Below are 23688 nucleotides of genomic sequence, written 5' to 3'. Positions count from 1 at the left end.
CCCACATTTTCCCCCCCTTCCCCCCCCCCCCCCTACGCCCCGGTCGGGGGGCGCGCCGGGGCGGCCCCCCCCCTCTCGCTCGCTCACCCCCGTACGGGGGGTGCGAAACTCAGCCGGCCAGGCAGGACGGGCCGAGCAGCACCTTCAGGTCGCCGAAGAGCGCCGGGTCGGGCTGCACCCGGTGCCGGTCCAGCCGCAGGACGGTGGTCTTGCGGGGACCCTCAAGCCTGATCCGCACCTCGCTGTTGCCCTTGTGGTGCCCGAGGATCTCCCCGAGGCGGCTGATCATCGGCGGGGTGACCTTCACCGCCGGGATGGTGATCACCACGGCGGCGTCGGTGCCCGCGTTCGACAGGTCAGGGACCATCAGCTCCATCGCGACCAGCCGGGGCACGTCCTCCCGCTTGTCGAGACGGCCCTTGACGAAGACCACGGCGTCCTCGACCAGCTGCGTGGACACCAGTTGGTAGGTGGCCGGGAAGAACATGCACTCGAGGGAGCCGGCCAGGTCCTCCACGGTGGCGATGGCCCAGGCGTTGCCCTGCTTGGTCATCTTGCGCTGGAGGCCGGAGATGATCCCGCCGATGGTGACGACCGCGCCGTCCGCGTGTTCCCCGCCGGTGAGCTGGGAGATGGAGGCGTCCGCCTTGTCCGACAGGACGTGCTCGATGCCGAACAGGGGGTGGTCGGAGACGTACAGGCCGAGCATCTCGCGCTCCTGGGCCAGCAGGTACGTCTTCTCCCACTCGTCGGGCGAGAACTCCACGTCCAGTCCGAAGCCCGGCTCGTCGGCGGCCTCGTCACCCATCCCGCCGAAGAGGTCGAACTGCCCCTCGGCCTCCTTGCGCTTCACCTGGACGACGTTGTCGATCATGGGTTCGTACTGGGCGGTGAGGCCCTTGCGGGTGTGCCCCATGGTGTCGAAGGCGCCGGCCTTGATCAGGGACTCGGTGGTGCGCTTGTTGCAGACGACCGCCTCGACCTTGTCCAGGTAGTCAGGGAACGACCCGTACTTCCCCTTGGCCTTGCGGCTGCGGATGATCGAGTCCACGACGTTCGTGCCGACGTTGCGCACCGCGGAGAGCCCGAAGAGGATCACGTCGTCACCCTGCGCGGCGAAGTTCGCCATCGACTCGTTGACGTTGGGCGGCAGCACCTTGATGCCCATCCGACGGCACTCGTTGAGGTAGACGGCCGACTTGTCCTTGTCGTCCTTGACCGAGGTGAGCAGCCCCGCCATGTACTCGGCCGGGTAGTTCGCCTTGAGGTACGCCGTCCAGTACGAGACCAGTCCGTACGCCGCCGAGTGGGCCTTGTTGAACGCGTACCCGGCGAACGGCACCAGCACGTCCCACAGGGACTGGATGGCCTCGTCGCTGTACTCGTTGCGCCGGGCGCCGGCCTGGAAGATCGCGAAGTTCTTCTCCAGTTCCTCCGGCTTCTTCTTGCCCATCACCCGGCGCAGGATGTCGGCCTCGCCGAGCGAGTAGCCGGCGACGATCTGGGCGGCCTTCTGCACCTGCTCCTGGTAGACGATCAGGCCGTAGGTGACGTCCAGGACCTCCTTCAGGGGCTCTTCCAGCTCCTTGTGGATGGGCGTGATCTCCTGCTGGCCGTTCTTGCGCAGGGCGTAGTTCGTGTGCGAGTTCATGCCCATCGGGCCCGGCCGGTACAGGGCGGACACGGCGGAGATGTCTTCGAAGTTGTCGGGCTTCATCAGCCGCAGCAGGGACCGCATGGGTCCGCCGTCGAACTGGAAGACGCCGAGGGTGTCACCGCGCTGGAGGAGTTCGAAGGTCGTCGGGTCGTCCAGCGGCAGTCCCAGGAGGTCGATGTCGACGTCCTTGTTGGACTTCACCATCTTGACGGCGTCGTCCATGATCGTCAGGTTGCGCAGCCCGAGGAAGTCCATCTTCAGCAGGCCGAGCGACTCACAACTCGGGTAGTCCCACTGGGTGATGGTGACCTGGTCGGAGTGGCGCACCCAGACCGGCACGTGGTCGGTGATCCGCTCGCTGGACATGATCACGCCGGCGGCGTGCACGCCCATCTGCCGGACCAGGCCCTCCACGCCGCGCGCGGTGTCGATGACCTTCTTGACGTCCGGCTCGTTCTCGTACATCCCCCGTACTTCGCCCGCCTCCGAGTAGCGCGGGTGGGTGGGGTCGATGATGCCGGACAGCGGGATGCCCTTGCCGAGGACGTCGGCGGGCATGGCCTTGGTGATGCGGTCGCCCATGGCGTACGGGTAGCCGAGGACGCGGGCGGAGTCCTTGATCGCGTTCTTGGCCTTGATGGTGCCGTAGGTGCCGATCATGGCGACCTTGTCGGCGCCGTACTTCTCCGTCACGTACCGGATCACCTCAACGCGCCGGCGCTCGTCGAAGTCGATGTCGACGTCGGGCATCGAGATGCGCTCGGGGTTGAGGAAGCGCTCGAAGATCAGACCGTGCGGGATCGGGTCGAGGTCGGTGATGCCGAGCGCGTACGCGACGATCGAGCCGGCCGCGGAACCCCGGCCGGGGCCCACCGCGATGCCCTGGTTCTTGGCCCACATGATGAAGTCGGCGACCACCAGGAAGTATCCCGGGAACCCCATCGAGATGATCGTGTCCATCTCGTACTCGACCTGCTTGATCCGGTCGTCCGGGATGCCGCCCGGGAAGCGGCGCTCCATGCCGCGCATGGTCTCCTCGCGGAACCAGGAGACCTCGGTGTAGCCCTCGGGGATGTCGAACTTCGGCATCAGGTCGCGCTTGCCGAACATCCCTTCGGTGTCGACCTGCTCCGCCACCAGCAGCGTGTTGCGGCACCCCTCCTGCCAGGCGTCGGAGGAGTCGATGGCGTACATCTCCTCCGTCGACTTCAGGTAGTAGCCGGTGCCGTCGAACCGGAACCGGTCCGGGTCGGAGAGGTTCTTGCCGGTCTGGATGCACAGCAGCGCGTCGTGCGCCACCGACTCCGACGCGTACGTGTAGTGCGAGTCGTTGGTGACGATCGGGGGGATGCCCAGCTTCTTGCCGATCTCCAGCAGCCCGTCGCGCACCCGGCGCTCGATCTCGATGCCGTGGTCCATCAACTCCAGGAAGTACCGGCCCTTGCCGAAGATGTCCTGGTAGTCGGAGGCGGCCTTGAGCGCCTCGTCGAACTGGCCGAGCCGCAGCCGCGTCTGGAGTTCGCCCGAGGGGCAGCCGGTGGAGGCGATCAGCCCCTCCGACCACTGGGCGATGGTCTCCCGGTCCATCCGCGGCCACTTCTGGAGCCAGCCCTCGGCGTACGCGTCCGAGGACAGCCGGAAGAGGTTGTGCAGTCCCGTCGCGTTCGACGCCCAGATCGTCTTGTGGGTGTAACCGCCCGAACCGGACACGTCGTCCCGCTTCTGGTGCGGCTGGCCCCACTGGATCTTGCGCTTGTTGCGCCGGGACTCCGGTGCCACGTACGCCTCGATCCCGAGGATCGGGGTGATGCCCGCCTTCGTCGCCTGGTGGAAGAAGTCGTACGCCCCGTGCAGGTTGCCGTGGTCCGTCATGGCGATGTGGGTCATGCCCATCTCACCGCAGGCGTTGAACATGTCCTTCAACCGCGCGGCACCGTCCAGCAGCGAGTACTGGGTGTGGACGTGCAGGTGCGTGAACGGCGGTTTCGACACGGAGCGGCCTCCAGCGGAAGGGTCGGCGACGGTCTGGGGGGACAGCGTGGAAGTCTACGTCCGACGGGCCGGCCCGTCCCCCGCGACGGCGACGGGCGGAACCGTCCGTCGGGCGGGCCGCACTCCTGACGGGTGACGCGGGAACGTCCGTTCGGGCACTCGGCGGCGGGCCCGGACGTTGGGAGGGAGGGGCACCGTGCGTGCGGGCGACGACGTCCGTGCAGGGCACCCCCGGATCCGTGATGTTCCGCAGCAGGAGGCACCCTCATATGTCGGTTCTGTCCGTACCCCCGGTCCAGCGGCCCAGCGCCGGGCAGCGGGCTGAGGAGATCCTCAGCGTCTTCGACTCCGCCTTCGGCGAGCTGCTGGCCGCCGACCCCGCGGCGTTCCGGGTGAAGTTCCGCAAGATGGCCGCCTCCGCCTTCGCCTTCTACCGCGGCACGGCCTGCCTCTTCTACCGGGACCTCGCCGCGGAGGGCGCCGGCGTGGCGGCGCCGGGCACCCCGGGCCCCGCCGGCGGCCCGTACCTGGACGAGCGGACCTCCCGGGTGTGGATCCACGGCGACCTGCACGCCGAGAACTTCGGCACCTACATGGACTCCCAGGGCCGGCTGATCTTCAACGTCAACGACTTCGACGAGGCGTACGTCGGGCCCTTCACCTGGGACCTCAAGCGCTTCGCGGCCTCCGTCGCACTGATCGGCTACGCGAAGGCACTGAGCGACGACCAGATCTCCGGCCTGGTGCGGACGTACGCGGACGCCTACCGGGAGCGCATCCACACCCTCGCGAGCGGGACACCGGGCGAGGAGGTGCCCCCGTTCAGCCTGGACACCGCCGAAGGCCCGCTGCTCGGCGCGCTGCGCACCGCCCGCTCGCTGACCCGGTTCTCGCTGCTCGACTCGATGACGGAGATCCGTGACTTCGAGCGGCGCTTCGCCCCCGGCGGCGGCTCCATCGAGCTGGACGCGGCCACCCGGTACAAGGTCCTCGCGGCCTTCGACGGCTATCTGGAGACGCTCCCCGAGTCCTCCCTGACCCGGCCCGACTCGTACCGGGTGAAGGACGTGGTCGGCCGGCGCGGCGTCGGGATCGGCTCGGCGGGCCTGCCCTCGTACAACATCCTCCTGGAGGGCAACAGCGACGCCCTGGAGAACGACGTCGTCATCTACCTCAAGCAGGCCCAGACCCCCGCCGTGTCCCGGCACGTCACGGACCGGGCGATCCGGGAGTACTGGCAGCACGAGGGGCACCGCACCGTGATCTCGCAGCGCGCCCTCCAGGCGCACGCGGACCCGTGGCTGGGCTGGACCGAGCTGGACGGCGCCGGACAGCTGGTCGCCGAGGTGTCGCCGTACGCGGTGGACCTCGACTGGTCGGACATCGACGACCTGGACGAGATCACCGCGGTGGTCGCCGACCTCGGCCGGGCGACGGCCACGATGCACGCGGCGGCGGACGACGAGAGCGGGCACTCGGAGCTGGTGCCGTTCTCCACCGAGCGGGCGATCGACGCCGCCATCGCCGCGGACGAGGACGGCTTCGCACCGCTGCTGATCGACTTCGCGCACCACTACGGGGCGCGGGCCCGCCACGACCACCAGACCTTCGTCGACCTGTTCCGCAACGGCCGCATCCCCGGCCTGTAGGCCCGCCGGGGCGGGCCCGCCGCAGCGGATCACCCGCCCCGCAGCACGCACAGCAACCCTTTAGTGCTCTCTTACCCCCGGCCATGGGAGACTCCTGGGCGATGGACATACCCGGTACCCCGCTCAGAGCCGTGCGCGCGGCACTGTTCACGGCACTGACCGTGACGCTGTCGACCGCGTCGCACGTGCTGCTGTCCGGGGTGCCGCTGCCCCTGTCGACGACCGTGTGCGTCACCGTCGTCGTCTTCCTCCTCGCCTACGCCCTGGCAGGGCGACGGGAACGCGGCTTCGGCCCCATCGCCGCGCTGCTGGTGCCGCTGGAACTCGTCGCGGACACCGTGTTCACCGTCGGGCAGCACACCTGCTACGGCCCGGCCGGCGGTCCCGTCACCGGTCCGCTGCGCTCGGTGGGCCTGGACGTGCTGTGCGCGGGTACGGAGGTAGGCACCCCGCTGGCGGCGGCCGTGGTGGCCGGCGAGCGGGGACGCGCGGCGGACCTGCTCGTCCACACCACCCCCGGCACCGCCTGGCTGCTGCTCGCCGCGCACCTGGGCATCGGGCTGCTGGCCTCGGTCTGGCTGTGGCGCGGCGAGCGGGCGTTGGCGCGGTTGCTGCGCACGGTGGCCGTCAGCACCTTCCGACCGCTGTTGCTCGCGGTCGCCGCGGTGTGCGCCCACCGGGGGACCGGACATCCGCCGGTCGCCGCCCCGGCCTTCCCCGGCGTGATCGTCCGCCCTCGGCTGTGGGCCCATTCGGTGGTCCGCAGGGGCCCTCCCCCCGCCCTGCTCCTCGGCTGACCGGTCGCCCCCGCGGCTGACCGGTCCCCGGCACGACGGACCCGCCGGGCGATCCGGCAACCCCACTTCCCATCCCGTACTCCGCCGCGCGCGGAGACGTCATCACACGGAGATCTCCCCCATGAGCAAGAGGAACAGCCAGGCGGCGAAGACGGCGGCCCGCGAGCGGCTGCGGATCGAGCGCGAGAAGCAGGCCAAGCGGGACAAGACGCGGCGCCAAATGATCGTGGGCGCCTCGATCGTCGGTGTGCTCGCGGTGGCGGCGGGCGCCGGCTACCTGGTCATGGAGGCCAACAAGCCCGAGTACTGGGAGAAGGCGGCCAAGGCCAAGCTGGTCAAGCCGGCGAACTCCAGCGGTGAGAACGGCACCACCGTCATCATCGGCAAGGACTCGGCCAAGAAGACCCTGAAGCTGTACGAGGACCCGCGCTGCCCGGCCTGCGCGGGCTTCGAGCAGACCCTCGGGTCGACCATCAAGCAGGACGTCGCGGACGGCAAGTACAAGGTCCAGTTCATAGGCGCGACCTTCCTCGACGGACGGCTCATGGGTGAGGGCTCGCGCAACGCGCTGAGCGCGCTCGGCGCCGCCCTGAACGTCAGCCCCGAGGCGTTCATGGCGTACAAGGAGCAGCTGTACTCCACGAAGCACCACCCCGAGGAGTCGAAGGACGACTTCAAGAAGGACTCGTACCTCATCAAGGTGGCGGACGACGTCAAGGAGCTCAAGGGCAACAAGGAGTTCCAGAACGCGGTCGAGGACGGCACCTACGACCGCTGGGCGCTGGAGATGTCGAAGACGTTCGACAAGAACAAGGACGGCGTCACGGGAACCCCGTCCCTGGTGATGGACGGCAAGAAGGTCACCGCCGAGGGCTCGGAGAACTCGCCCGGAACGGTGGAGGAGTACAACAAGGCGTTGGACAAGGCCCTCAAGGGCTGACGTCCGCACGCCCGTCGTACGGGGTGCCCGCAGGGCACCCCGTACGGCTCACCGGGGCGCCCGGACGGAGCGCGCGACTGTGTCCGCGCTCCGTTCCGAGCGCCCCGTCGTCTTGCGGTTCGCCGGGGCTCGGGTCCCGGGACGGGCACCGCCGAGCGGGGGTCGCGCCCCCCGTTCGACGGTCCCGCCTGCGCCTTCCGACAGCGCGGCGGCCCGTGTCGGGAAAGGACCTTGTCCGCGTTCGCGGCTGCGCATAGTCATGACACGCAAGCTTTCTGCACCTCTGATCCCACGACGAGAGGGAACCATGAGCATGCGTATGAAGACCCTGGGTGGCGGGCTGCTGCTCGGCGCCGCTGCCGTGCTGTTCGCGGCCGGCCCGGCCGCGGCGGGCACGGACGTCTACGTCAACACCACTGACCCCTTCAACGGCGGGGCGGCGGGCTTCGCCCACAACGGCGATGTGTTCACCGTCTGCGACAACAGGTCGGACGGCCTGCGCGCGAGCGGCCACATCGGTTGGCAAACCCCCGAGATGAGCTACTGGATCCCGCTGGAGGACGCCAACGGCTCCGGCAACCCCTGCGCACGCAGTGACCCGGAGATTCCCGAGGGGAAGCGCGTCACCGTCCAGATCTGCCTGAAGGACGGGGCCGCCGGCACGCCGAGGTACTGTGCCACGGAGCACGGCACCGCGTAGCACCCCGGTCCCCGGCGAGGGCCCGGACCGGGTCCGGACGTCGGGGAACGGGTGAACCCGGGCGTGGTGGAGGCGATCGCCTTCCACCACGCCCGGAGGTCTTCCCCGGGCGGGTCACTCCTGCAACTCCCCCAGCCGCCGCAGGTCGTCGCCGACCCGGGCGCGCTCCGGTGCGGTGAGGGGGACCGCCGCAGCCCGGGCGAGCACGGACGCGGCCCCGTCCCCGTCGCCCAGGCGGCCCGCGACATCGGCCCGGAGCACCAGCAGGCGCAGCAGCTGCACGGCCGTGGGGCGTTCGTCCCGCAGGTCCAGCACCCGGTCGATGACCTTGGCCGCGGCCACCGGGTCCTCCTTGGAGTCGGCGAGCAGCGCGGCGTGGTGCAGGGCCCGCGCGAAGGTCCCCTCGGGCGCGGGCCGGTGGTGCTGGTCGCCGTCCGTGGGCTGGCCCACCCGGATGCAGTTGCCGCCCGGGTCGGTCAGCAGGAACTGGCGCACGCCGTGCGAGGTGTCGCTCAGCGCCCCGATGCGGGGCAGCCCCCGGGTCGGGACCTTGCCGTACGCCGCCTTGAGCCCGGCGCGGAAGGCCCGGTGCAGTCCGTCGACGTCATCGGTCCGGACGTAGCACGTGCTGTACGACGCGGTCGGCTCGTACCGCTTCATCGCGAAGAAGTGCAGCTCCACGCCGCCGCGTCGAACCGCCGACAGGGGAGGATCGGAAGGGTCTTCTCACTCACCAGAACAGTCTAGTCAAATTTATCTAGTTGCCCATGAGCCTTCTTCAAATCGCCGGGAACCGGCCCACCCGGCTTTCGGGCAGACCGGGCGGGGGGCCACCTGCCGACCCGGCCCCGCAGACCGGCGGGCGAAGCCCGGGAGCGGACGGCGTAGACGGGCCCGGGGACGAGCCGGTCACCCGCGGTGGCTCACGTCCCGCTCCGGTCGAGGAAGTCGGCGATCAGGGGGGCGATCCCGGCAAGGTCCTCCTCCAGGGCGAAGTGACCGGTGGGGAAGGTGTGCAGCGCGGCGTCGGGCACGTCCTTGAGGTAGGCGTGCGCACCGGGCTCGGGGAAGAACGGGTCATCGCTGCCCCAGACGATCAACACCGGCGGGGTGTGGGTCCGCAGCCACTCCTGCCACCGGCCGTACTGCTCGACGTTGGTGCGGTAGTCGAAGGCGAGCGCCTCCTGCGCGTCCTTGCGGCCGGGCCGGTCCAGGAAGTACTGGTCGAGGATCCAGCCGTCCGGGGCGATGCGCTCCGGATCGCGGGTCCCCGCCTCGTACTGGAAGCGCGTGCCGGAGAGGGTGAAGAGCGCACGGACGGTCTCCCGGGCGCCTTCCTGCTCCGGGCGCAGGGCGATGAAGTCCCGGGCGGCGTCGGACAGTCCCTCCTCGTACGCATTGCCGTTCTGGACGACCAGTCCCGCGATCCACTCGGGGTGCCGGGTCGCGAGCCGGAACCCGACGGGCGCACCGAAGTCGAAGACGTACATGACGAACCGGTCCAGGCCGAGCCCCTGCACGAACCCCTCCATGACGTCGGCGAGCCGGTCGAAGGAGTAGGTGAAGTCGGTGGGCGCCTCGGTGTGACCGAAGCCCGGGTAGTCGGGGGCGATCAGCCGGTACCGGGAGCCGAGGGTGTCGATCAGACGCCGGAACTGGTGGGAGGCGGAGGGGAATCCGTGCAGGAGCAGCAGGACCGGGGCGTCCGGGCGCTCCGGCAGCGACTCCCGGTAGAAGACCCGCACGCCGTCGACGTCGAGGTGGCGGTGGACCGCCGGGGCCGGCGCCGCGACGAGCGGAGAGGTGGGGGAACACGCACTCACTAATGCCTCCATGGTGAGTTGATGCGTTAGCTGTCACTGACCATACCTAATGGGAGGATGCGGCGGTATAGCATTAGGCGCATGAGTGACACGGCACCGTTCACCGGCGAGCCTCTCGCCCTCGACCTGGTCAACACCCGGCCGAGCAGCGGCGATCTCCTCACCACGGCCGAGCAGCTGCGCAGTTGGCTCGCGCTCCAGGCCGACCGGCTGCCCGAAGGCGACGGAGCGGAGGTGACGCTCACGGACCTGGAAGCGGTACGGGAGGTGCGGGACGCCACCGCGACCGTCCTCGCGCGGGTGCGCAGCGGCACGCGACCCCCCGAATCCGCGCTGGCCACCCTGAACCGGGCGCAACGCACGGCGCCCGGCACGCTCCGACTGGCCTGGGACGGAACGGCCGTCACCGCGGTTCCCCAACGCACCGGCGGCACCCCGGGGCAGTGGATCGCCGCCCGGCTGGCCGAGTCGGCCGCCGCCCTGGTCGCCGGCCCCGACCTCCAGCGGGTGCGCGTCTGCGAGGCCCCGGACTGCGTGCTGCTGTTCCTCGCCGCGAACCCCCGCCGGCGCTGGTGCTCGGCCACGCGCTGCGGCAACCGCACCCGGGTGGCCCGCCACTACCACCGGCACAAGGACCACCAGGACGGCGACCGGACGCCGGCGCCGTCGACGGAATCCGACGCCCGCCCGTGAGCGGGGCACCGCCCGCAGATCGGATGTTCACGACCGGCCGCAGGCGGTAACAAGCGCAGGCATGGAGAACGTACTACGCCCCGCCCTGGTCCTCGGCGGTTCCGTCGTGCTCACCCTGCTGCTCGGGTGGGCCGTCGACCAACTGCTCCGCCGGGCCGACCGCCGCCACCCGGAAGCCCCGTTGTGGGGACTCCTGCGCCGCTGCCGCCTCCCCCTCCAGGTGGTGCTGTGCACGGCCCTGCTCAGGGGCTCCTACCGGCAGGCCGGCCGCTGGGGGGATCACACGGCGAGCGTGGGGCGGCTGCTGTCGCTGGTCCTCATCGGGGCCACCGCCTGGCTGCTGGTGCGCGTCGCCGCGGCGGTCGTGGAGTCCTCGTACCGCCGCTACGCCACCGCGCACCGCGACCCCGCGCGGCTGCGCAGGGTCCGCACCCAGGTGACCCTGATCCAGCGGGTCGTCACGGCCGTGGTCGGGGTGGTCGCCGTCGCGGCCATGCTGCTGACGTTCCCCGCGATGCGGACGGCCGGCACCTCGCTGCTGGCCTCCGCGGGGGTGCTCGGGATCGTGGCGGGCGTCGCCGCGCAGTCCACCCTGGGGAACCTGTTCGCCGGGTTCCAGATCGCCTTCGGCGACATGGTCCGGCTCGGCGACACGGTGGTGGTGGACGGCGAGTGGGGCACGGTGGACGAGATCACGCTCACCTTCCTCACCGTCCGCACCTGGGACGAGCGGCGCATCACCATGCCCGTCTCGTACTTCACCAGCCAGCCGTTCGAGAACTGGTCCCGGGGCGGGGTGCAGATGACGGGCACCGTCTTCTTCCACCTCGACCACAGCGCTCCGGTGGACGCGATGCGCAAGCGGCTGGCCGAGGTCCTGGCGGAGTGCCCGGCCTGGGACCGGCGCGAGTTCACCCTCGCGGTCACCGACACCACCCCGACCACGATGCAGGTGCGTGCCGTGGTCACCGCGAAGGACGCCGACGACATCTGGACGGTCCGGGTCGCGGTCCGCGAGCGGATGCTGAGCTGGCTCGCCGAGCAGCACCCCTACGCGCTGCCGCGGATCAACACCACGGCAGCCGTCCTGCCCCCCGGCTAGGGGGTCTCCTACGAGGACTCGGCGCGCACCCGGTCGAGCGCCCGCTGGAGGTCCTCGGGGTAGGTGCTCTCGAACTCCACCCAGCGGGCCTCCCCCGGGTGCTCGAACCCGAGGCGCACCGCGTGCAGCCACTGCCGGGTCAGCCCGAGCCGGGCGGCGAGCGTGGGGTCGGCCCCGTAGGTGAGGTCGCCGACGCACGGATGGCGGTGCGCGGCCATGTGCACCCGGATCTGGTGAGTGCGGCCGGTCTCCAGCTTCACGTCGAGGAGCGAGGCCGCCCGGAACGCCTCCAGCAGGTCGTAGTGGGTGACCGAGGGCTTGCCCTCGGCGACGACCGCCCACTTGTAGTCGTGCTGGGGGTGCCGCCCGATCGGCGCGTCGATGGTGCCGCTGGTCGGGTCGGGGTGCCCCTGGACCAGGGTGTGGTACCGCTTGTCCACGGTCCGCTCACGGAACTGCTGCTTGAGCGAGCTGTACGCGTACTCGGACTTCGCGACCACCATCAGCCCCGAGGTCCCCACGTCGAGCCGGTGCACGATGCCCTGGCGCTCGGCGGCGCCCGAGGTGGAGATCCGGTAGCCGGCGGCGGCCAGTCCGCCGATGACGGTGGGGCCGGTCCAGCCGGGGCTCGGGTGCGCGGCGACCCCGACGGGCTTGACGATCACCACGACGTCGTCGTCGTCATGGATGATCTCCATGCCCTCGACGGGCTCGGCGACGACCTGCACGGGTGCGGGCGGCAGCGGCATCTCCACCTCCAGCCAGGCCCCCCCGTGCACGCGCTCGGACTTGCCGACCGCCGTGCCGTCGACCAGCACCTTGCCCGCGGCGGCCAGCTCCGCCGCCTTCGTACGGGAGAAGCCGAACATCCGGGAGATGGCGGCGTCGACGCGCTCGCCCTCCAGGCCGTCCGGCACGGGCAGGGTTCGGATCTCGGGAATAGCGCTCACCCGTCGAGTATGCAGGACGCAGCAGGTGTCCCCGCCCGGACCTCGTCGTTCGCCGGGTCCGACCCGCCCCTGCGCCAGGGGCCTCAGTCAGTCCTTGTGGACGGTCCCGTCCGGGTCGAGGCCGCGGAAGGACAGCAGCACGATCAGGATGCCGCCGCACACGATCGCGGAGTCCGCGAGGTTGAAGACCGCGAAGCCCTTCGGCGCGATGAAGTCCACGACGGCGCCCTCGAAGACGCCGGGGGCCCGGAAGATCCGGTCGGTGAGGTTCCCCAGGGCGCCGCCGAGCAGCAGGCCCAGGGCGATGGCCCAGGGAGCGCTGTACAGCTTGCGGGCGAGCCGGATGATCACCACGATCACGGTCGCCGCGATCAGCGTGAAGATCGCGGTGAACGCCTCGCCCACGCCGAAGGCCGCGCCGGGGTTGCGGATCGCCTCGAAGCGGAGCCACTCGCCGATGATGTTGATCGGCTCGTGGTGCTCCAGCTTGGCGACGACGAGCAGCTTGCTGCCCAGGTCGAGCGCGTAGGCGAAGGCGGCCACCACGAGCAGCACCGCGATCCGCCGCTTGCCGCGCGAAGCCGGGGTCTCCTCCCCGTCCGCGACGGCACCCGCGGCCACGTCCCGCTGTTCGTCGTGCTCGCCGCCGGGGGCCGACGCCGCGCCGGCGGGGTCCGGGGAGTCCGGGGTGTCGATGGTGCGCTCCGCCTCTGCCACGTGAGTCCCTCAGCCTAGGTACCTGACTGAGGACGAGGGTACGGCACCGGCTCCGCGGCTGATCAGGGGAGCAGCCGCACCCCGGGCGACGCCCGGGCCCGCCCGGCGGAGGGGATCAGCCCCGCCGCTCCTGCTTCTGCTTGCACTCCACGCACAGGGTGGCCCGGGGGAACGCCTGCATGCGGGCCTTGCCGATGGGCTTCCCGCAGTTCTCGCAGAGCCCGTACGTCCCGGCGGCGAGCCGTTCGAGGGCGTGCTCGGTCTGTTCGAGCATGATGCGGGCATTGGCCGTGAGGGAGAGTTCGTGCTCGCGGGTGATGTTCTTGGTCCCGGTGTCGGCCTGGTCGTCGCCCGCGCCGTCCCCGGAGTCCCGCATCAGCCCCGCCAGGGACGCCTCGGACGAGCTGATCTCCTCGCGCAACCGGGTCGCGTCGGCGGACAGCAGCGCCCGGGCCTCGGCGACCTCCTCGGCCGTCCAGGCGTCCTCGCCGGGGCGCACCGGCAGTTCGCCGGGTTCCGCCGCGGCCAGCCGTGCTCCCGGCACCGAGGTGGGCGCCTTCGTCCCCGTGGTCGTGCCCCGCGTCTTCTTCGCAACCACTGTCGTGGCTCCCGTCGTCTCCGCGACCGCAGTCGCCCTGTCGGTGCTGCGTGTGCTCCTACGGCTCCCCGAACGCTTCGTCGCCCCGCCCGGGGTGGTCTCGGCCGCCCCTGGAATGTCTGCCCGGCCGGCGGCCCGCTTACTGCTCCTGCTCGCGCTCGTGGACGTGGTCGTGCGCCCGCCCTTCCCGGCCGTCGCCTTCCTGGCCGCCGTCCGCTTCGCCGCGGTCGACTCCTTGCCGGCCCCTTCACCGCCCACCGCCTCCGCACCCACCGCCTCCTCGGCAGCCGCCTTCTTGGCGGGGGCCTTCTTGGCGGGGGCCTTCTTCGGGGCGGCCTTCTTGGCTGCCGTTCCCTTCGCCGCCGTCTTCTTGGCCGTCTTCTTGGCCGTGGCCTTCGTCGCGGCCTTCTTGGCCGTGGCCTTCGCCGGTGCCTTCTTCGCCGGTGCCTTCCCGGTGGCCTCGGCCTCGGGCCCGTCCCCGCCAGCACCGCCCGAAGGGGCGTCCGCCCCGGAGGACGCGTACTGCGCGGCGGTCTGTTTCGCCACCATGGCCGCGGCCCCTTCACCTGTCGGGATCGTGCACCCACATCGCTCTGGGGACGATAAGTCGCCACAACGAGAGCGGCAAACGGTGACGAACACGCTGAAACAGTCACTCCCGGTCGACAGGCCGCTCCCGCCGGCCCCGGAGACGCACCGGTGCGCGCGGGCCCGCCGTCCCCCGTTCGAGTCACCCCCGGCGTGCTCGGCCACCCGGAGCGCCCCGGGCGGGGCGGCCCCTCGGCAAACCGGTTCGGCAGCCGCGCCCGGGGCCCGTACACTGACGGAGCGAACAGGTGTGGATGGGGCCGAGTAGCGGCGTACGCAGCCCAGAGCGACCCGGGGACGGTGGGAGCCCGGGGGCGAGCGCGGTGTGAAGATCTCCCCGGAGCCGTCGGAAGAAAACCCCGCCCACCGGGCGCCAGGGGCCGGTAGAACCGACATCGCACCCCAATGAGGGGGCCGTCCGGCGCAGCCGTACCGGAAGGCCAAGGAGGGTGGTACCGCGGGAGCACGCCTCAGCAGGCGCACCGGCTCTCGTCCCTCCGACGGAAGGCAGCAGTCCGTTGGAGGAGCCGTCGCGATGACCCCGCCCCCGCAAGAATCCGCGCACAGCGTCGAGGCGCAGTACCAGCAGGTGCCCGCCCAGATCGACCTGCCCGCCCTGGAACACGCCGTGCTCGACTTCTGGCGCGAGAACAAGATCTTCGCCAAGAGCCTGGAGCAGTCGGAAGGGCGCCCCGAGTGGGTGTTCTACGAGGGCCCGCCGACCGCGAACGGCATGCCCGGCGCCCACCACATCGAGGCCCGGGTCTTCAAGGACGTGTTCCCCCGGTTCCGGACCATGCGCGGCTACCACGTGGCGCGCAAGGCGGGCTGGGACTGCCACGGCCTGCCGGTGGAGCTGGCCGTCGAGAAGGAACTCGGCTTCAGCGGCAAGAAGGACATCGAGGCGTACGGCATCGCCGAGTTCAACGACCGGTGCCGCGCGTCCGTGACCCGCCACACGGACGCCTTCGCCGAGCTGACCAACCGCATGGGCTACTGGGTCGACCTGGACGACGCCTACCGCACCATGGACCCGGAGTACATCGACTCCGTGTGGTGGTCGCTGAAGGAGATCTTCGGCAAGGGCCTGCTGGTGGAGGACCACCGGGTGGCGCCCTGGTGCCCGCGCTGCGGCACCGGCCTGTCCGACCACGAGCTGGCCCAGGGGTACGAGACGGTCGTCGACCCGTCGGTGTACGTGCGCTTCCCCCTGACCTCCGGCCCGCTGGCGGGCGAGGCGGCGCTCCTGGTCTGGACGACCACCCCGTGGACGCTGGTGTCCAACACCGCCACCGCCGCGCACCCCGAGGTCGTCTACGACGTGGTGACCGACGGCACGGAGCAGCTCGTCGTCGCCCGGCCGTTGGTGGCGAAGGCGCTCGGCGAGGGCTGGGAGCCCACCGGACGGAGCTACACGGGCGCCGAGATGGAGCGCTGGTCCTACCGGCGCCCGTTCGACCTGGTGGAGTTCCCGGCCGACGCCGGCCCCGCGCACTACGTCGTCAACGCCGACTACGTCACCACCGAGGACGGTACGGGACTCGTCCACCAGTCCCCCGCCTTCGGTGAGGAGGACCTGTTGGTCTGCCGCGCCTACGGGCTGCCGGTGGTCAACCCGGTCCGCCCGGACGGCACCTTCGAGGAGGACCTGCCGCTCGTCGGCGGCACCTTCTTCAAGAAGGCGGACGAGGCGCTGACCCGGGACCTCCAGGAACGGGGCCTGCTCTTCAAGCACATCCCGTACGAGCACAGCTATCCGCACTGCTGGCGCTGCCACACCGCACTGCTGTACTACGCCCAGCCCTCCTGGTACGTCCGCACCACCGCGATCAAGGACCGTCTCCTCGAAGAGAACGAGAAGACGAACTGGTTCCCCGACTCCATCAAGAACGGTCGCTACGGGGACTGGCTCAACAACAACATCGACTGGGCGCTGTCCCGCAACCGCTACTGGGGCACCCCGCTGCCGATCTGGCGCTGCGAAGAGGGCCATCTGACCTGTGTCGGCTCCCGCGCGGAACTGACGGAGCTGACCGGCACCGACCAGTCGGAGTTGGACCCGCACCGGCCGTTCATCGACGCGGTCACCTTCGACTGCCCCGAGTGCGCGGCCACCGCGACCCGCGTCCCGGAGGTCATCGACGCCTGGTACGACTCGGGTTCGATGCCGTTCGCGCAGTGGGGCTACCCGTTCCAGAACAAGGAACTGTTCGAGAGCCGCTACCCGGCGCAGTTCATCTCCGAGGCGATCGACCAGACCCGCGGCTGGTTCTACACGCTGATGGCGGTCGGCACCCTGGTGTTCGACAAGTCCTCGTACGAGAACGTGGTCTGCCTCGGCCACATCCTCGCCGAGGACGGCCGCAAGATGTCCAAGCACCTCGGGAACATCCTGGAACCCATCGCGCTGATGGACCAGCACGGCGCCGACGCCGTGCGCTGGTTCATGGCCGCGGGCGGCTCCCCCTGGGCGGCCCGCCGCGTCGGGCACGGCACCATCCAGGAGGTGGTCCGCAAGACGCTGCTGACCTACTGGAACACGGTCGCCTTCCAGGCCCTGTACGCCCGTACGTCCCGCTGGGCGCCCTCCGCGGCCGACCCCGCGCCCGCCGAGCGCCCGGTGCTCGACCGCTGGCTGCTGTCGGAACTGCACGCGCTGACCGACCAGATGACCCGGGCGCTCGACGCGTACGACACCCAGCGTGCCGGCAAGCTGCTGTCGGCCTTCGTCGACGACCTGTCCAACTGGTACGTCCGGCGCTCCCGGCGCAGGTTCTGGCAGGGCGACAAGGCCGCGCTGCGGACCCTGCACGAGGTGATCGAGACGGTCACCCGGCTGATGGCGCCGCTGACCCCGTTCATCACCGAGCGGGTCTGGCAGGACCTGGTGGTCCCGGTGACGCCGGACGCACCCGGATCGGTGCACCTCTCGACGTGGCCCGAAGCCGACCTCGACGTGATCGACCCCGAGCTGTCCCGACAGATGGTGCTGGTGCGACGGCTGGTGGAACTCGGGCGGGCGACCCGTGCGGAGTCCGGGGTGAAGACCCGTCAGCCGCTGTCCCGGGCCCTGATCGCGGTGTCCGGCTTCGACTCGCTCCCGGTGGAACTGCACGCGCAGATCACCGAGGAGCTGAACGTCACCTCGCTCGCCTCGCTGTCCGAGGTGGGGGGCTCCCTGGTCGACACCACGGCGAAGGCGAACTTCCGTGCCCTCGGCAAGCGGTTCGGCAAGGGCGTGCAGGCGGTCGCCAAGGCCGTCGCCGAGGCGGACGCGGCGGCGCTGTCGCTCGCGCTGCGCGAGGGAACGGCGTTCGTCGAGGTCGACGGCGAGAAGGTGGAGCTCGCGGCGGACGAGGTCATCATCACGGAGACCCCGCGCGAAGGGTGGTCCGTGGCGTCCGACTCCGGGGCGACCGTCGCCCTCGATCTGGAGATCACCGACGAGCTGCGCAGGGCCGGACTCGCCCGGGACGCGATCCGGTTGATCCAGGAGGCCCGCAAGAACAGCGGGTTGGACGTCGCCGATCGGATCGCGCTGCGTTGGGACGCGGGGGACGAGCGGGTCGTCGAGGCGTTGTCGGAACACGGGGGGCTGGTGTCCGAGGAGGTGCTCGCCGCGGAGTTCGTTCGGGCGGAGCCCGAAGCCCCCGTCTTCTCGGACCCTGCGCTGTCCCTGACGTTCAGCCTCCGCAAGGTCTGACCCCCGCACGGGGCGCACCCTCACGACGGTGCGCCCCGAGCGGGTGCGCAGTGGTTGCCCGCGCAGTTCCCCGCGCCCCTTCGGTACGTTCACCTGGCGGTGCGCGGTTCTCTGCGGGTGCGCTGGGCGCTTTGCGCAGTTCCCCGCGCCCCTCATCGGGGCTGCCGCTGGCGGTGCGTCGCCGGGTGCGGGTGCGCAGTGGTTGCTCGCGCAGTTCCCCGCGCCCCTTTTCGGTGCGTCCACCTGGCGGTGCGCGGTTCTCGCGGGTGCGTGGTGCGATTCGCGCAGTTCCCCGCGCCCCTATCGGGGCCCGTTTGTGGCTGCGGATGACGGCATCGAGAAGCGCCCGAGATCCAGGGGCGCGGGGAACTGCGCAACAGCGGGACGCACCCCAACCGAACAACGCACCACAGCGGAACGCCCCGATAAGGGGCGCGGGGAACTGCGCGAAGCATCCAGCGCACCGCGCAGGACAGCGCACGTACAGGTGGGCGTACAGAGGTGCGTAGCAAAAGGGCGGGGCCCCCGGCGTACCGGGGGCCCCGCCCTACGTGGGTCAACGACCCGTCAGTTGTCGTCCTCATCGATGAGGAAGCCCCGCATGGGAGAGGGAGCCTGCTGCATCGGCTGCGGCGCCTGCGGCCGAACCGGAGCCATCGGCTGCGTCATCGCGGGCGACATCGCCTGCTGCCCACCGTACGACGGACCACCCTGCGCGGGCGCCCCACCCATGGACTGCCCCCCGTAGGAGGGCGCACCCGCCCCAGCGGGAGCCATCGAAGGCGCGGGCGACGGCGGCAGCGAAGCAGCGGACGGTGCCCGCGGCGGCGCCAGCGAGTCATCGGCCTGGGTCTCCAACTGACGCAGCTGGGACTCCAGGTACGACTTCAGCCGCGTGCGGTACTCGCGCTCGAAGCCGCGCAGGTCCTCGACCTTGCGCTCCAGCGTGGCGCGGGCGGACTCCAGGGAGCCCATCGCGACGCGGTGCTTCTCCTGCGCGTCCCGCTCCAGCGCATCGGCCTTGGCGCGGGCGTCCCGCTCCAGACCCTCGGCGCGGCTACGGGCCTCACCGACGATCTTGTTGGCCTCGGACCGGGCCTCGGCGATGGCCTGGTCGGCCGTCTGCTGAGCGAGCGAGAGCACCCGGGCGGCGCTGTCGCCACCGGGACCCTGACCGGGCTGGGACATCTGCGGACCGTGGCCGCCCATGGGTCCACCCATGGGGCCGCCCATCTGCTGCATCTGGCCGGGGACACCCTGCTGCATCGGACCGGGACCCTGCTGCATCGGTCCGCCAGGACCCTGCTGCATCTGGCCGGGACCCTGCTGCATCGGTCCACCGGGGCCCTGCTGCATCTGGCCGGGGACACCCTGCTGCATGGGACCGGGGCCCTGCTGCATCGGTCCGGGACCCTGCTGCATGGGGCCCGGGCCGTGGCCACCCGGACCGGCCGGCAGCTGCGGTGCACCACTCGGCAACTGCGGCGGGCCGCCCATCGGGCCACCCATCTGCTGCTGTTGCTGCGGCGGCACCGGCTGCGGTCCCGATATGGCAGCGGGCACCGGACCCGGTCGCTCCTGCTGCTGCTCCGGAGGCTTGCGCATTCCGGCCTGCTGCTGGTTCTGCGCGGCGGCCCGGGTCGCCGCGGCCAGTTTGGCGCGCAGGTCCTCGTTCTCGCGTAGCAGGCGGGTCAGTTCGGCTTCGACCTCATCGAGGAAGGCATCGACCTCGTCCTCGTCATAGCCTTCTCGAAGGCGGACGGTCGTGAACTGCTTGTTCCGCACGTCCTCGGGGGTCAATGGCATCTCTTTACCTCAACGTAGTCGTCGGCGGGATCAACCCCCGCATCAGCGGGGACCGTCATCGTTCACAGTCGGCTCACGACGGAGATCAAGATGTAGACGATGATCATCAGAACGAAGAAGGACAAGTCGAGCGCCACGCCCCCGAGACGCAGCGGTGGGATGAACCGTCGCAGCAACTTCAGCGGTGGATCAGTGACAGTGTAAGTGGCCTCCAGAACGACCACCATCGCCTTGCCGGGTTGCCACGAGCGGGCGAACTGGAAGACGTAGTCCATGACCAACCGGAAGATGAGCACGATGAGGAAACACATCAGCGCGATGTAGATCACGTCCAAGAACACGCGCATCTGGTGCTGTCCCTCTCCCCTGGTTCGTGCCTGTGTCGTCGTACCGGATTATCGGCCTGCGGCCGGTCCTGCGTCTCAGCTCTGGTTGAAGAACCCGCCCTCTGCGATGCGAGCCTTGTCCTCCGCCGTGACATCGACGTTAGCAGGAGACAACAGGAACACCTTCTGGGTCACGCGTTCAATACTGCCGTGCAGACCGAAGACGAGGCCAGCGGCAAAGTCGACAAGTCGCTTCGCGTCGGTGTCGTCCATCTCGGTCAGGTTCATGATCACCGGAGTGCCCTCGCGGAAGTGTTCGCCGATGGTACGGGCTTCGTTGTACGTCCGCGGGTGCAGCGTGGTGATCCGGTACGGCTCCCGCTCGGACACGACCTTGGGCATGATCACCGGCGCGTTCTTCTCCAAGCTCTGGCGGTCGGGTGTGATGGATGCCACGGGAGCAATGCGCGCCGGGCGTGCCGATTCCACCGCGAGCGCGGCGGACTGGGGCACGGGGTCGCGCTGCACGGGGGGTTGCACCACTCGTACCGATTCGTCCCGCTGGGACTGTAGCGGTTGGCCATGGCCCTGATGGGACTGGTGCGGCGTGTCGTGTCGCCGGTGATCCCGCTCGGACTCCGGGTCCAACTCGGGTTCGAAATCGTCATCGGGGTCGAAACCCCTGCCGTCGTACCCATCGTCCTCCACGAGGCCGAGGTAGACCGCCATCTTGCGCATCGCGCCGGCCATGCTCTGAGTCCTCCGCTCTGTGGTGGATCGGCGTGGTGGATCGGCTGACGCCAACCAAGTCTCCGCGATCCACGTGGTCTGCCCGTCAAATCAACGGTAATGACCATATTTTCTGCTGTGGTCCGACTTCTTGGTGACGTTACCCGAGCCCGGGACGGACTCCGAGTACCGCACTACCGACGCGCACATGTGTCGCTCCGGCCGCAACGGCCTCTTCGAGGTCCCCGCTCATCCCTGCTGACACCATGTTCGCAGCAGGATGCTCCGCGCGCAGGGCAGTCGACAAATCCATCAACCGCCCGAACGCCTCGCGTTGCCGTCCGGCGTACGGACCGGTGAGCGGTGCGACGGTCATCAGACCGTCCAGCCGGAGCCCTTCGGCCCCGGCGATCAGGGCCGCCAACTCCCCGATCCCGTCGGGTCCGACCCCGCCGCGCTCGCCGCGGGCGCTCTCCCGGGCGTCGAGCGCCACCTGCACGAGACAGCCGACCTCGCGGCCGGCGCGCACCGCCTCCCCCGACAGCGCGGTCACCAGCCTGGCCCGGTCGACGGACTGCACCTCGGAGGCGTAACCGAGGACCGAGCGAACCTTGTTGGTCTGCAACTGCCCGACGAAGTGCCAGGTCAGCGGGAGGTCGGCGCAGGCGGCGGCCTTGGGGGCGGCGTCCTGGTCCCGGTTCTCCGCGACCTGCCGGACGCCGAGCTCCCACAGGAGACGGACATCACTGGCCGGGTAGGTCTTGGTGACCACGACGAGAGTGACGTCCGCCCGGTCCCGGCCCGAGGCGGCACAGGCCGCCGCGAGGCGTTCCTCCACCTTCGCCAGATTGGCCGCTAGTTGTCCCTTACGGTCCGTCATGCCCTACCAGTCCAACCAGACATAGCCCGCGAGCCGACCCGTGGTGCGGTCGCGGCGGTACGAGAAGTGGTGGTGCGACTCCCGCGTACACACCTCGGAACGCTTCCGGTCGTGCACGCCGAGGCGCTCCAACTGGGCGTGCACTCCGGCGGACACGTCGACGGCGGGGGTGCCCCAGGTGGTTTCCGCGTGGGCGGCCGGTTCGACGGCGGCCACCTCGGCGCGCATCGCCTCGGGCACCTCGTAGCAGCCGCCGCAGACCGCGGGACCGGTCCGCGCGATGATCCGGGCGGGTTCGGCGCCGAGTTCCGCCATGGCGGCCACTGCGGCGGGGACCACCCCGGCGACCAGGCCGGGGCGTCCGGCGTGCGCGGCGGCGGCGACCCCCGCGACCGGGTCGGCCAGCAGGACGGGCACGCAGTCCGCGGTGAGCACGGCGAGCGGCACTCCGCGCCGGGCGGTGACGACGGCGTCGACCCGGGGGGCCGGGGACTCGCCCCAGGGCCCGTCGGTCACGACGACGTCCTTGCCGTGGACCTGGTTCATCCAGACGACGGCGGCCGGGTCGAACCCCAGGTTGCCGGCGGCGATGCGGCGGTTGGCACGGACTGCGGCGGGGTCGTCTCCGACGGCCCCGCCGAGGTTCAGCTGTTCGTACGGAGCGGCGCTCACCCCGCCCCACCTGTCGGTGAAGGCGAAGTGCGCGCCGCTCGTGGTGCTCCGGTCCGGGATCACCTCGCCGGATCGACCTATCACTTGAGGAAGTCCGGCACGTCCAGTTCCTCCGCGGCGCTGTCGTACCGGGCGGGCGGCACCTGCGGCGAGAGGCCGGAGGAACCCGGGGCGCCGGAGGAAGCCGACGTGTAGTCACCCGCGACCGGAGCCTCGACGGGCTCCGACTTCACCGGCGGCTCCTCGCGCGGCGTGACGCTGCCGAGGCCGCCGTAGGTCGGACGGGACTCGGCGGAGCGGGCGGGGGCGGAGTCCTCGCGCTTGGTGCTGCTGGCGCTGAGGCTGCCGTGCTGCTTGGCCGGGGGCTGGCCCCCGTCGAACCCAGCGGCGATGACCGTGACCCGCACCTCGTCACCGAGGGCGTCGTCGATGACGGCGCCGAAGATGATGTTGGCTTCGGGGTGGGCGGCCTCGCTGACGAGTTGGGCGGCCTCGTTGATCTCGAAGAGGCCGAGGTCCGAGCCGCCGGAGATGGACAGCAGCACCCCGCGGGCCCCGTCGATGGAGGCTTCGAGCAGCGGCGAGGAGATCGCCATCTCGGCGGCGGCCACCGCGCGGTCGTCGCCGCGGGCGGAACCGATGCCCATGAGCGCGGAACCGGCTTCGGACATCACCGACTTCACATCGGCGAAGTCGAGGTTGATGAGACCGGGGGTGGTGATGAGGTCGGTGATGCCCTGGACGCCCGAGAGCAGGACCTGGTCGGCCGACTTGAACGCGTCGAGCACGCTGACCTGGCGGTCCGAGATGGACAGCAGTCGGTCGTTGGGGATGACGATGAGGGTGTCGACCTCTTCGCGGAGTTCCGCGATGCCGTCCTCGGCCTGGTTGGCGCGGCGGCGGCCTTCGAAGGTGAAGGGCCGGGTGACCACGCCGATGGTGAGGGCGCCCAGCGAGCGGGCGATGTTGGCGACGACGGGTGCGCCGCCGGTGCCGGTGCCGCCGCCTTCGCCGGCGGTGACGAAGACCATGTCGGCCCCCTTGAGGACCTCCTCGATCTCTTCGCGGTGGTCCTCGGCGGCCTTGCGGCCGACGGCCGGGTTGGCCCCGGCTCCCAGGCCCCGGGTGAGTTCGCGACCGACGTCGAGCTTGACGTCGGCGTCGCTCATCAACAACGCCTGGGCGTCGGTGTTGATCGCGATGAACTCGACACCCTTGAGGCCGACCTCGATCATCCGGTTGATGGCATTGACACCACCGCCGCCGACACCGATGACCTTGATGACTGCGAGGTAGTTCTGCGGTGCTGCCACGTCGAGAGCCTCTCGCCTCGATTACGTGCCGTCGCTCGCCGTGTCGCGCCGCG

General features: G+C 70.6%; 18 protein-coding genes and 1 pseudogene. 7 read left to right on the top strand and 12 right to left on the bottom strand.

Features of this window, described 5'->3' with window-relative positions:
* Positions 1 to 109: 109 nt before the first annotated feature.
* Complete coding sequence (gene dnaE, locus ACFWIA_RS21115) at positions 110 to 3649, bottom strand: DNA polymerase III subunit alpha (RefSeq protein ID WP_387007322.1); 3540 nt, start codon at positions 3647 to 3649, stop codon at positions 110 to 112.
* Between the two features lie 269 nt (positions 3650 to 3918).
* On the opposite strand from dnaE, the gene ACFWIA_RS21110 reads away from it, so the two are divergent.
* The 4 genes from ACFWIA_RS21110 to ACFWIA_RS21095 all read left to right on the top strand — a co-directional run bounded on the left by ACFWIA_RS21110 (position 3919) and on the right by ACFWIA_RS21095 (position 7735).
* Positions 3919 to 5298 (top strand): DUF2252 domain-containing protein, encoded by a 1380-nt coding sequence (locus ACFWIA_RS21110; RefSeq protein WP_387007320.1) that lies wholly within the window; start codon positions 3919 to 3921, stop codon positions 5296 to 5298.
* 101 nt (positions 5299 to 5399) lie between these two features.
* Entirely contained in the window at positions 5400 to 6095 is a 696-nt protein-coding gene (locus ACFWIA_RS21105; RefSeq protein ID WP_385485543.1) for a hypothetical protein, read from the top strand.
* 121 nt (positions 6096 to 6216) lie between these two features.
* Positions 6217 to 7035 (top strand): thioredoxin domain-containing protein, encoded by an 819-nt coding sequence (locus ACFWIA_RS21100; RefSeq protein WP_387007318.1) that lies wholly within the window; start codon positions 6217 to 6219, stop codon positions 7033 to 7035.
* A gap of 313 nt (positions 7036 to 7348) precedes the next feature.
* Positions 7349 to 7735 (top strand): hypothetical protein, encoded by a 387-nt coding sequence (locus ACFWIA_RS21095; RefSeq protein WP_387007316.1) that lies wholly within the window; start codon positions 7349 to 7351, stop codon positions 7733 to 7735.
* A gap of 114 nt (positions 7736 to 7849) precedes the next feature.
* Here the strand turns inward: ACFWIA_RS21095 and ACFWIA_RS21090 are convergent.
* Together ACFWIA_RS21090 and ACFWIA_RS21085 are read right to left on the bottom strand one after the other, a co-directional pair.
* Positions 7850 to 8434: pseudogene (locus tag ACFWIA_RS21090) on the bottom strand (bleomycin resistance protein); the annotation flags it as partial.
* 224 nt (positions 8435 to 8658) lie between these two features.
* A complete protein-coding gene (locus ACFWIA_RS21085) occupies positions 8659 to 9570 on the bottom strand; it encodes an alpha/beta fold hydrolase (protein WP_387007314.1) in 912 nt (303 codons plus the stop codon).
* A 69-nt stretch (positions 9571 to 9639) separates the two neighbouring features.
* Here ACFWIA_RS21085 and ACFWIA_RS21080 point away from each other — a divergent pair, with 69 nt between their 5' ends.
* Together ACFWIA_RS21080 and ACFWIA_RS21075 are read left to right on the top strand one after the other, a co-directional pair.
* Positions 9640 to 10251, top strand: coding sequence for a CGNR zinc finger domain-containing protein (locus tag ACFWIA_RS21080; protein WP_387007312.1), 612 nt, complete (start codon positions 9640 to 9642; stop codon positions 10249 to 10251).
* A gap of 61 nt (positions 10252 to 10312) precedes the next feature.
* On the top strand, positions 10313 to 11353 hold the full coding sequence (locus tag ACFWIA_RS21075; RefSeq protein WP_387007310.1) for a mechanosensitive ion channel family protein: 1041 nt from the start codon (positions 10313 to 10315) through the stop codon (positions 11351 to 11353).
* An 8-nt stretch (positions 11354 to 11361) separates the two neighbouring features.
* On the opposite strand, the gene ACFWIA_RS21070 is transcribed toward ACFWIA_RS21075, so the two are convergent.
* From ACFWIA_RS21070 to ACFWIA_RS21060, 3 genes are all read right to left on the bottom strand, one after another.
* Positions 11362 to 12303: an RluA family pseudouridine synthase gene (locus ACFWIA_RS21070; RefSeq protein ID WP_387007308.1), complete on the bottom strand. Its 942-nt coding sequence runs from the start codon at positions 12301 to 12303 to the stop codon at positions 11362 to 11364.
* 87 nt (positions 12304 to 12390) lie between these two features.
* Positions 12391 to 13020, bottom strand: a complete 630-nt coding sequence (lspA, locus tag ACFWIA_RS21065) for a signal peptidase II (protein WP_387007306.1) — start codon at positions 13018 to 13020, stop codon at positions 12391 to 12393.
* 115 nt (positions 13021 to 13135) lie between these two features.
* Positions 13136 to 14167: a TraR/DksA family transcriptional regulator gene (locus tag ACFWIA_RS21060; RefSeq protein ID WP_387007304.1), complete on the bottom strand. Its 1032-nt coding sequence runs from the start codon at positions 14165 to 14167 to the stop codon at positions 13136 to 13138.
* Positions 14168 to 14741: 574 nt separating this feature from the next.
* Between ACFWIA_RS21060 and ileS the strand changes: the two genes are divergently transcribed.
* On the top strand, positions 14742 to 17909 hold the full coding sequence (gene ileS / locus ACFWIA_RS21055) for an isoleucine--tRNA ligase (RefSeq protein WP_387007302.1): 3168 nt from the start codon (positions 14742 to 14744) through the stop codon (positions 17907 to 17909).
* Between the two features lie 567 nt (positions 17910 to 18476).
* On the opposite strand, the gene ACFWIA_RS21050 is transcribed toward ileS, so the two are convergent.
* The 6 genes from ACFWIA_RS21050 to ftsZ form a co-directional block, all read right to left on the bottom strand.
* Positions 18477 to 19715 (bottom strand): DivIVA domain-containing protein, encoded by a 1239-nt coding sequence (locus ACFWIA_RS21050; RefSeq protein ID WP_387007301.1) that lies wholly within the window; start codon positions 19713 to 19715, stop codon positions 18477 to 18479.
* 62 nt (positions 19716 to 19777) lie between these two features.
* Positions 19778 to 20062, bottom strand: coding sequence for a YggT family protein (locus tag ACFWIA_RS21045; protein WP_385485568.1), 285 nt, complete (start codon positions 20060 to 20062; stop codon positions 19778 to 19780).
* 75 nt (positions 20063 to 20137) lie between these two features.
* The gene (locus ACFWIA_RS21040; RefSeq protein WP_385485570.1) at positions 20138 to 20791 is read right to left on the bottom strand and encodes a cell division protein SepF; all 654 of its coding nucleotides are present in this window, start codon (positions 20789 to 20791) and stop codon (positions 20138 to 20140) included.
* 139 nt (positions 20792 to 20930) lie between these two features.
* On the bottom strand, positions 20931 to 21650 hold the full coding sequence (locus ACFWIA_RS21035) for a YggS family pyridoxal phosphate-dependent enzyme (RefSeq protein ID WP_387007299.1): 720 nt from the start codon (positions 21648 to 21650) through the stop codon (positions 20931 to 20933).
* Positions 21651 to 21653: 3 nt separating this feature from the next.
* On the bottom strand, positions 21654 to 22385 hold the full coding sequence (pgeF, locus tag ACFWIA_RS21030; protein WP_387007335.1) for a peptidoglycan editing factor PgeF: 732 nt from the start codon (positions 22383 to 22385) through the stop codon (positions 21654 to 21656).
* Between the two features lie 17 nt (positions 22386 to 22402).
* A complete protein-coding gene (gene ftsZ / locus ACFWIA_RS21025; protein ID WP_387007297.1) occupies positions 22403 to 23635 on the bottom strand; it encodes a cell division protein FtsZ in 1233 nt (410 codons plus the stop codon).
* Positions 23636 to 23688 lie beyond the last annotated feature (53 nt).

Origin of the sequence: Streptomyces sp. NPDC127068 (genome assembly GCF_042724695.1) — a bacterium.
Classification (GTDB): Bacteria; Actinomycetota; Actinomycetes; order Streptomycetales; family Streptomycetaceae; genus Streptomyces.
Note: the sequence above shows the minus strand (reverse complement) of the source record. Positions and strands in the feature narration are given on the sequence as shown.

Bases quoted from the DNA above. Each gene is read 5' to 3' on its own strand.
- ACFWIA_RS21110 (WP_387007320.1), top strand. From the start codon at position 3,919: ATGTCGGTTCTGTCCGTACCCCCGGTCCAGCGGCCCAGCGCCGGGCAG.
- ACFWIA_RS21105 (WP_385485543.1), top strand. From the start codon at position 5,400: ATGGACATACCCGGTACCCCGCTCAGAGCCGTGCGCGCGGCACTGTTC.
- ACFWIA_RS21100 (WP_387007318.1), top strand. From the start codon at position 6,217: ATGAGCAAGAGGAACAGCCAGGCGGCGAAGACGGCGGCCCGCGAGCGG.
- ACFWIA_RS21095 (WP_387007316.1), top strand. From the start codon at position 7,349: ATGCGTATGAAGACCCTGGGTGGCGGGCTGCTGCTCGGCGCCGCTGCC.
- ACFWIA_RS21085 (WP_387007314.1), bottom strand. From the start codon at position 9,570: ATGGAGGCATTAGTGAGTGCGTGTTCCCCCACCTCTCCGCTCGTCGCG.
- ACFWIA_RS21080 (WP_387007312.1), top strand. From the start codon at position 9,640: ATGAGTGACACGGCACCGTTCACCGGCGAGCCTCTCGCCCTCGACCTG.
- ACFWIA_RS21075 (WP_387007310.1), top strand. From the start codon at position 10,313: ATGGAGAACGTACTACGCCCCGCCCTGGTCCTCGGCGGTTCCGTCGTG.
- ACFWIA_RS21060 (WP_387007304.1), bottom strand. From the start codon at position 14,167: ATGGTGGCGAAACAGACCGCCGCGCAGTACGCGTCCTCCGGGGCGGAC.
- ileS (WP_387007302.1), top strand. From the start codon at position 14,742: ATGACCCCGCCCCCGCAAGAATCCGCGCACAGCGTCGAGGCGCAGTAC.
- ACFWIA_RS21050 (WP_387007301.1), bottom strand. From the start codon at position 19,715: ATGCCATTGACCCCCGAGGACGTGCGGAACAAGCAGTTCACGACCGTC.
- ACFWIA_RS21045 (WP_385485568.1), bottom strand. From the start codon at position 20,062: ATGCGCGTGTTCTTGGACGTGATCTACATCGCGCTGATGTGTTTCCTC.
- ACFWIA_RS21040 (WP_385485570.1), bottom strand. From the start codon at position 20,791: ATGGCCGGCGCGATGCGCAAGATGGCGGTCTACCTCGGCCTCGTGGAG.
- ACFWIA_RS21035 (WP_387007299.1), bottom strand. From the start codon at position 21,650: ATGACGGACCGTAAGGGACAACTAGCGGCCAATCTGGCGAAGGTGGAG.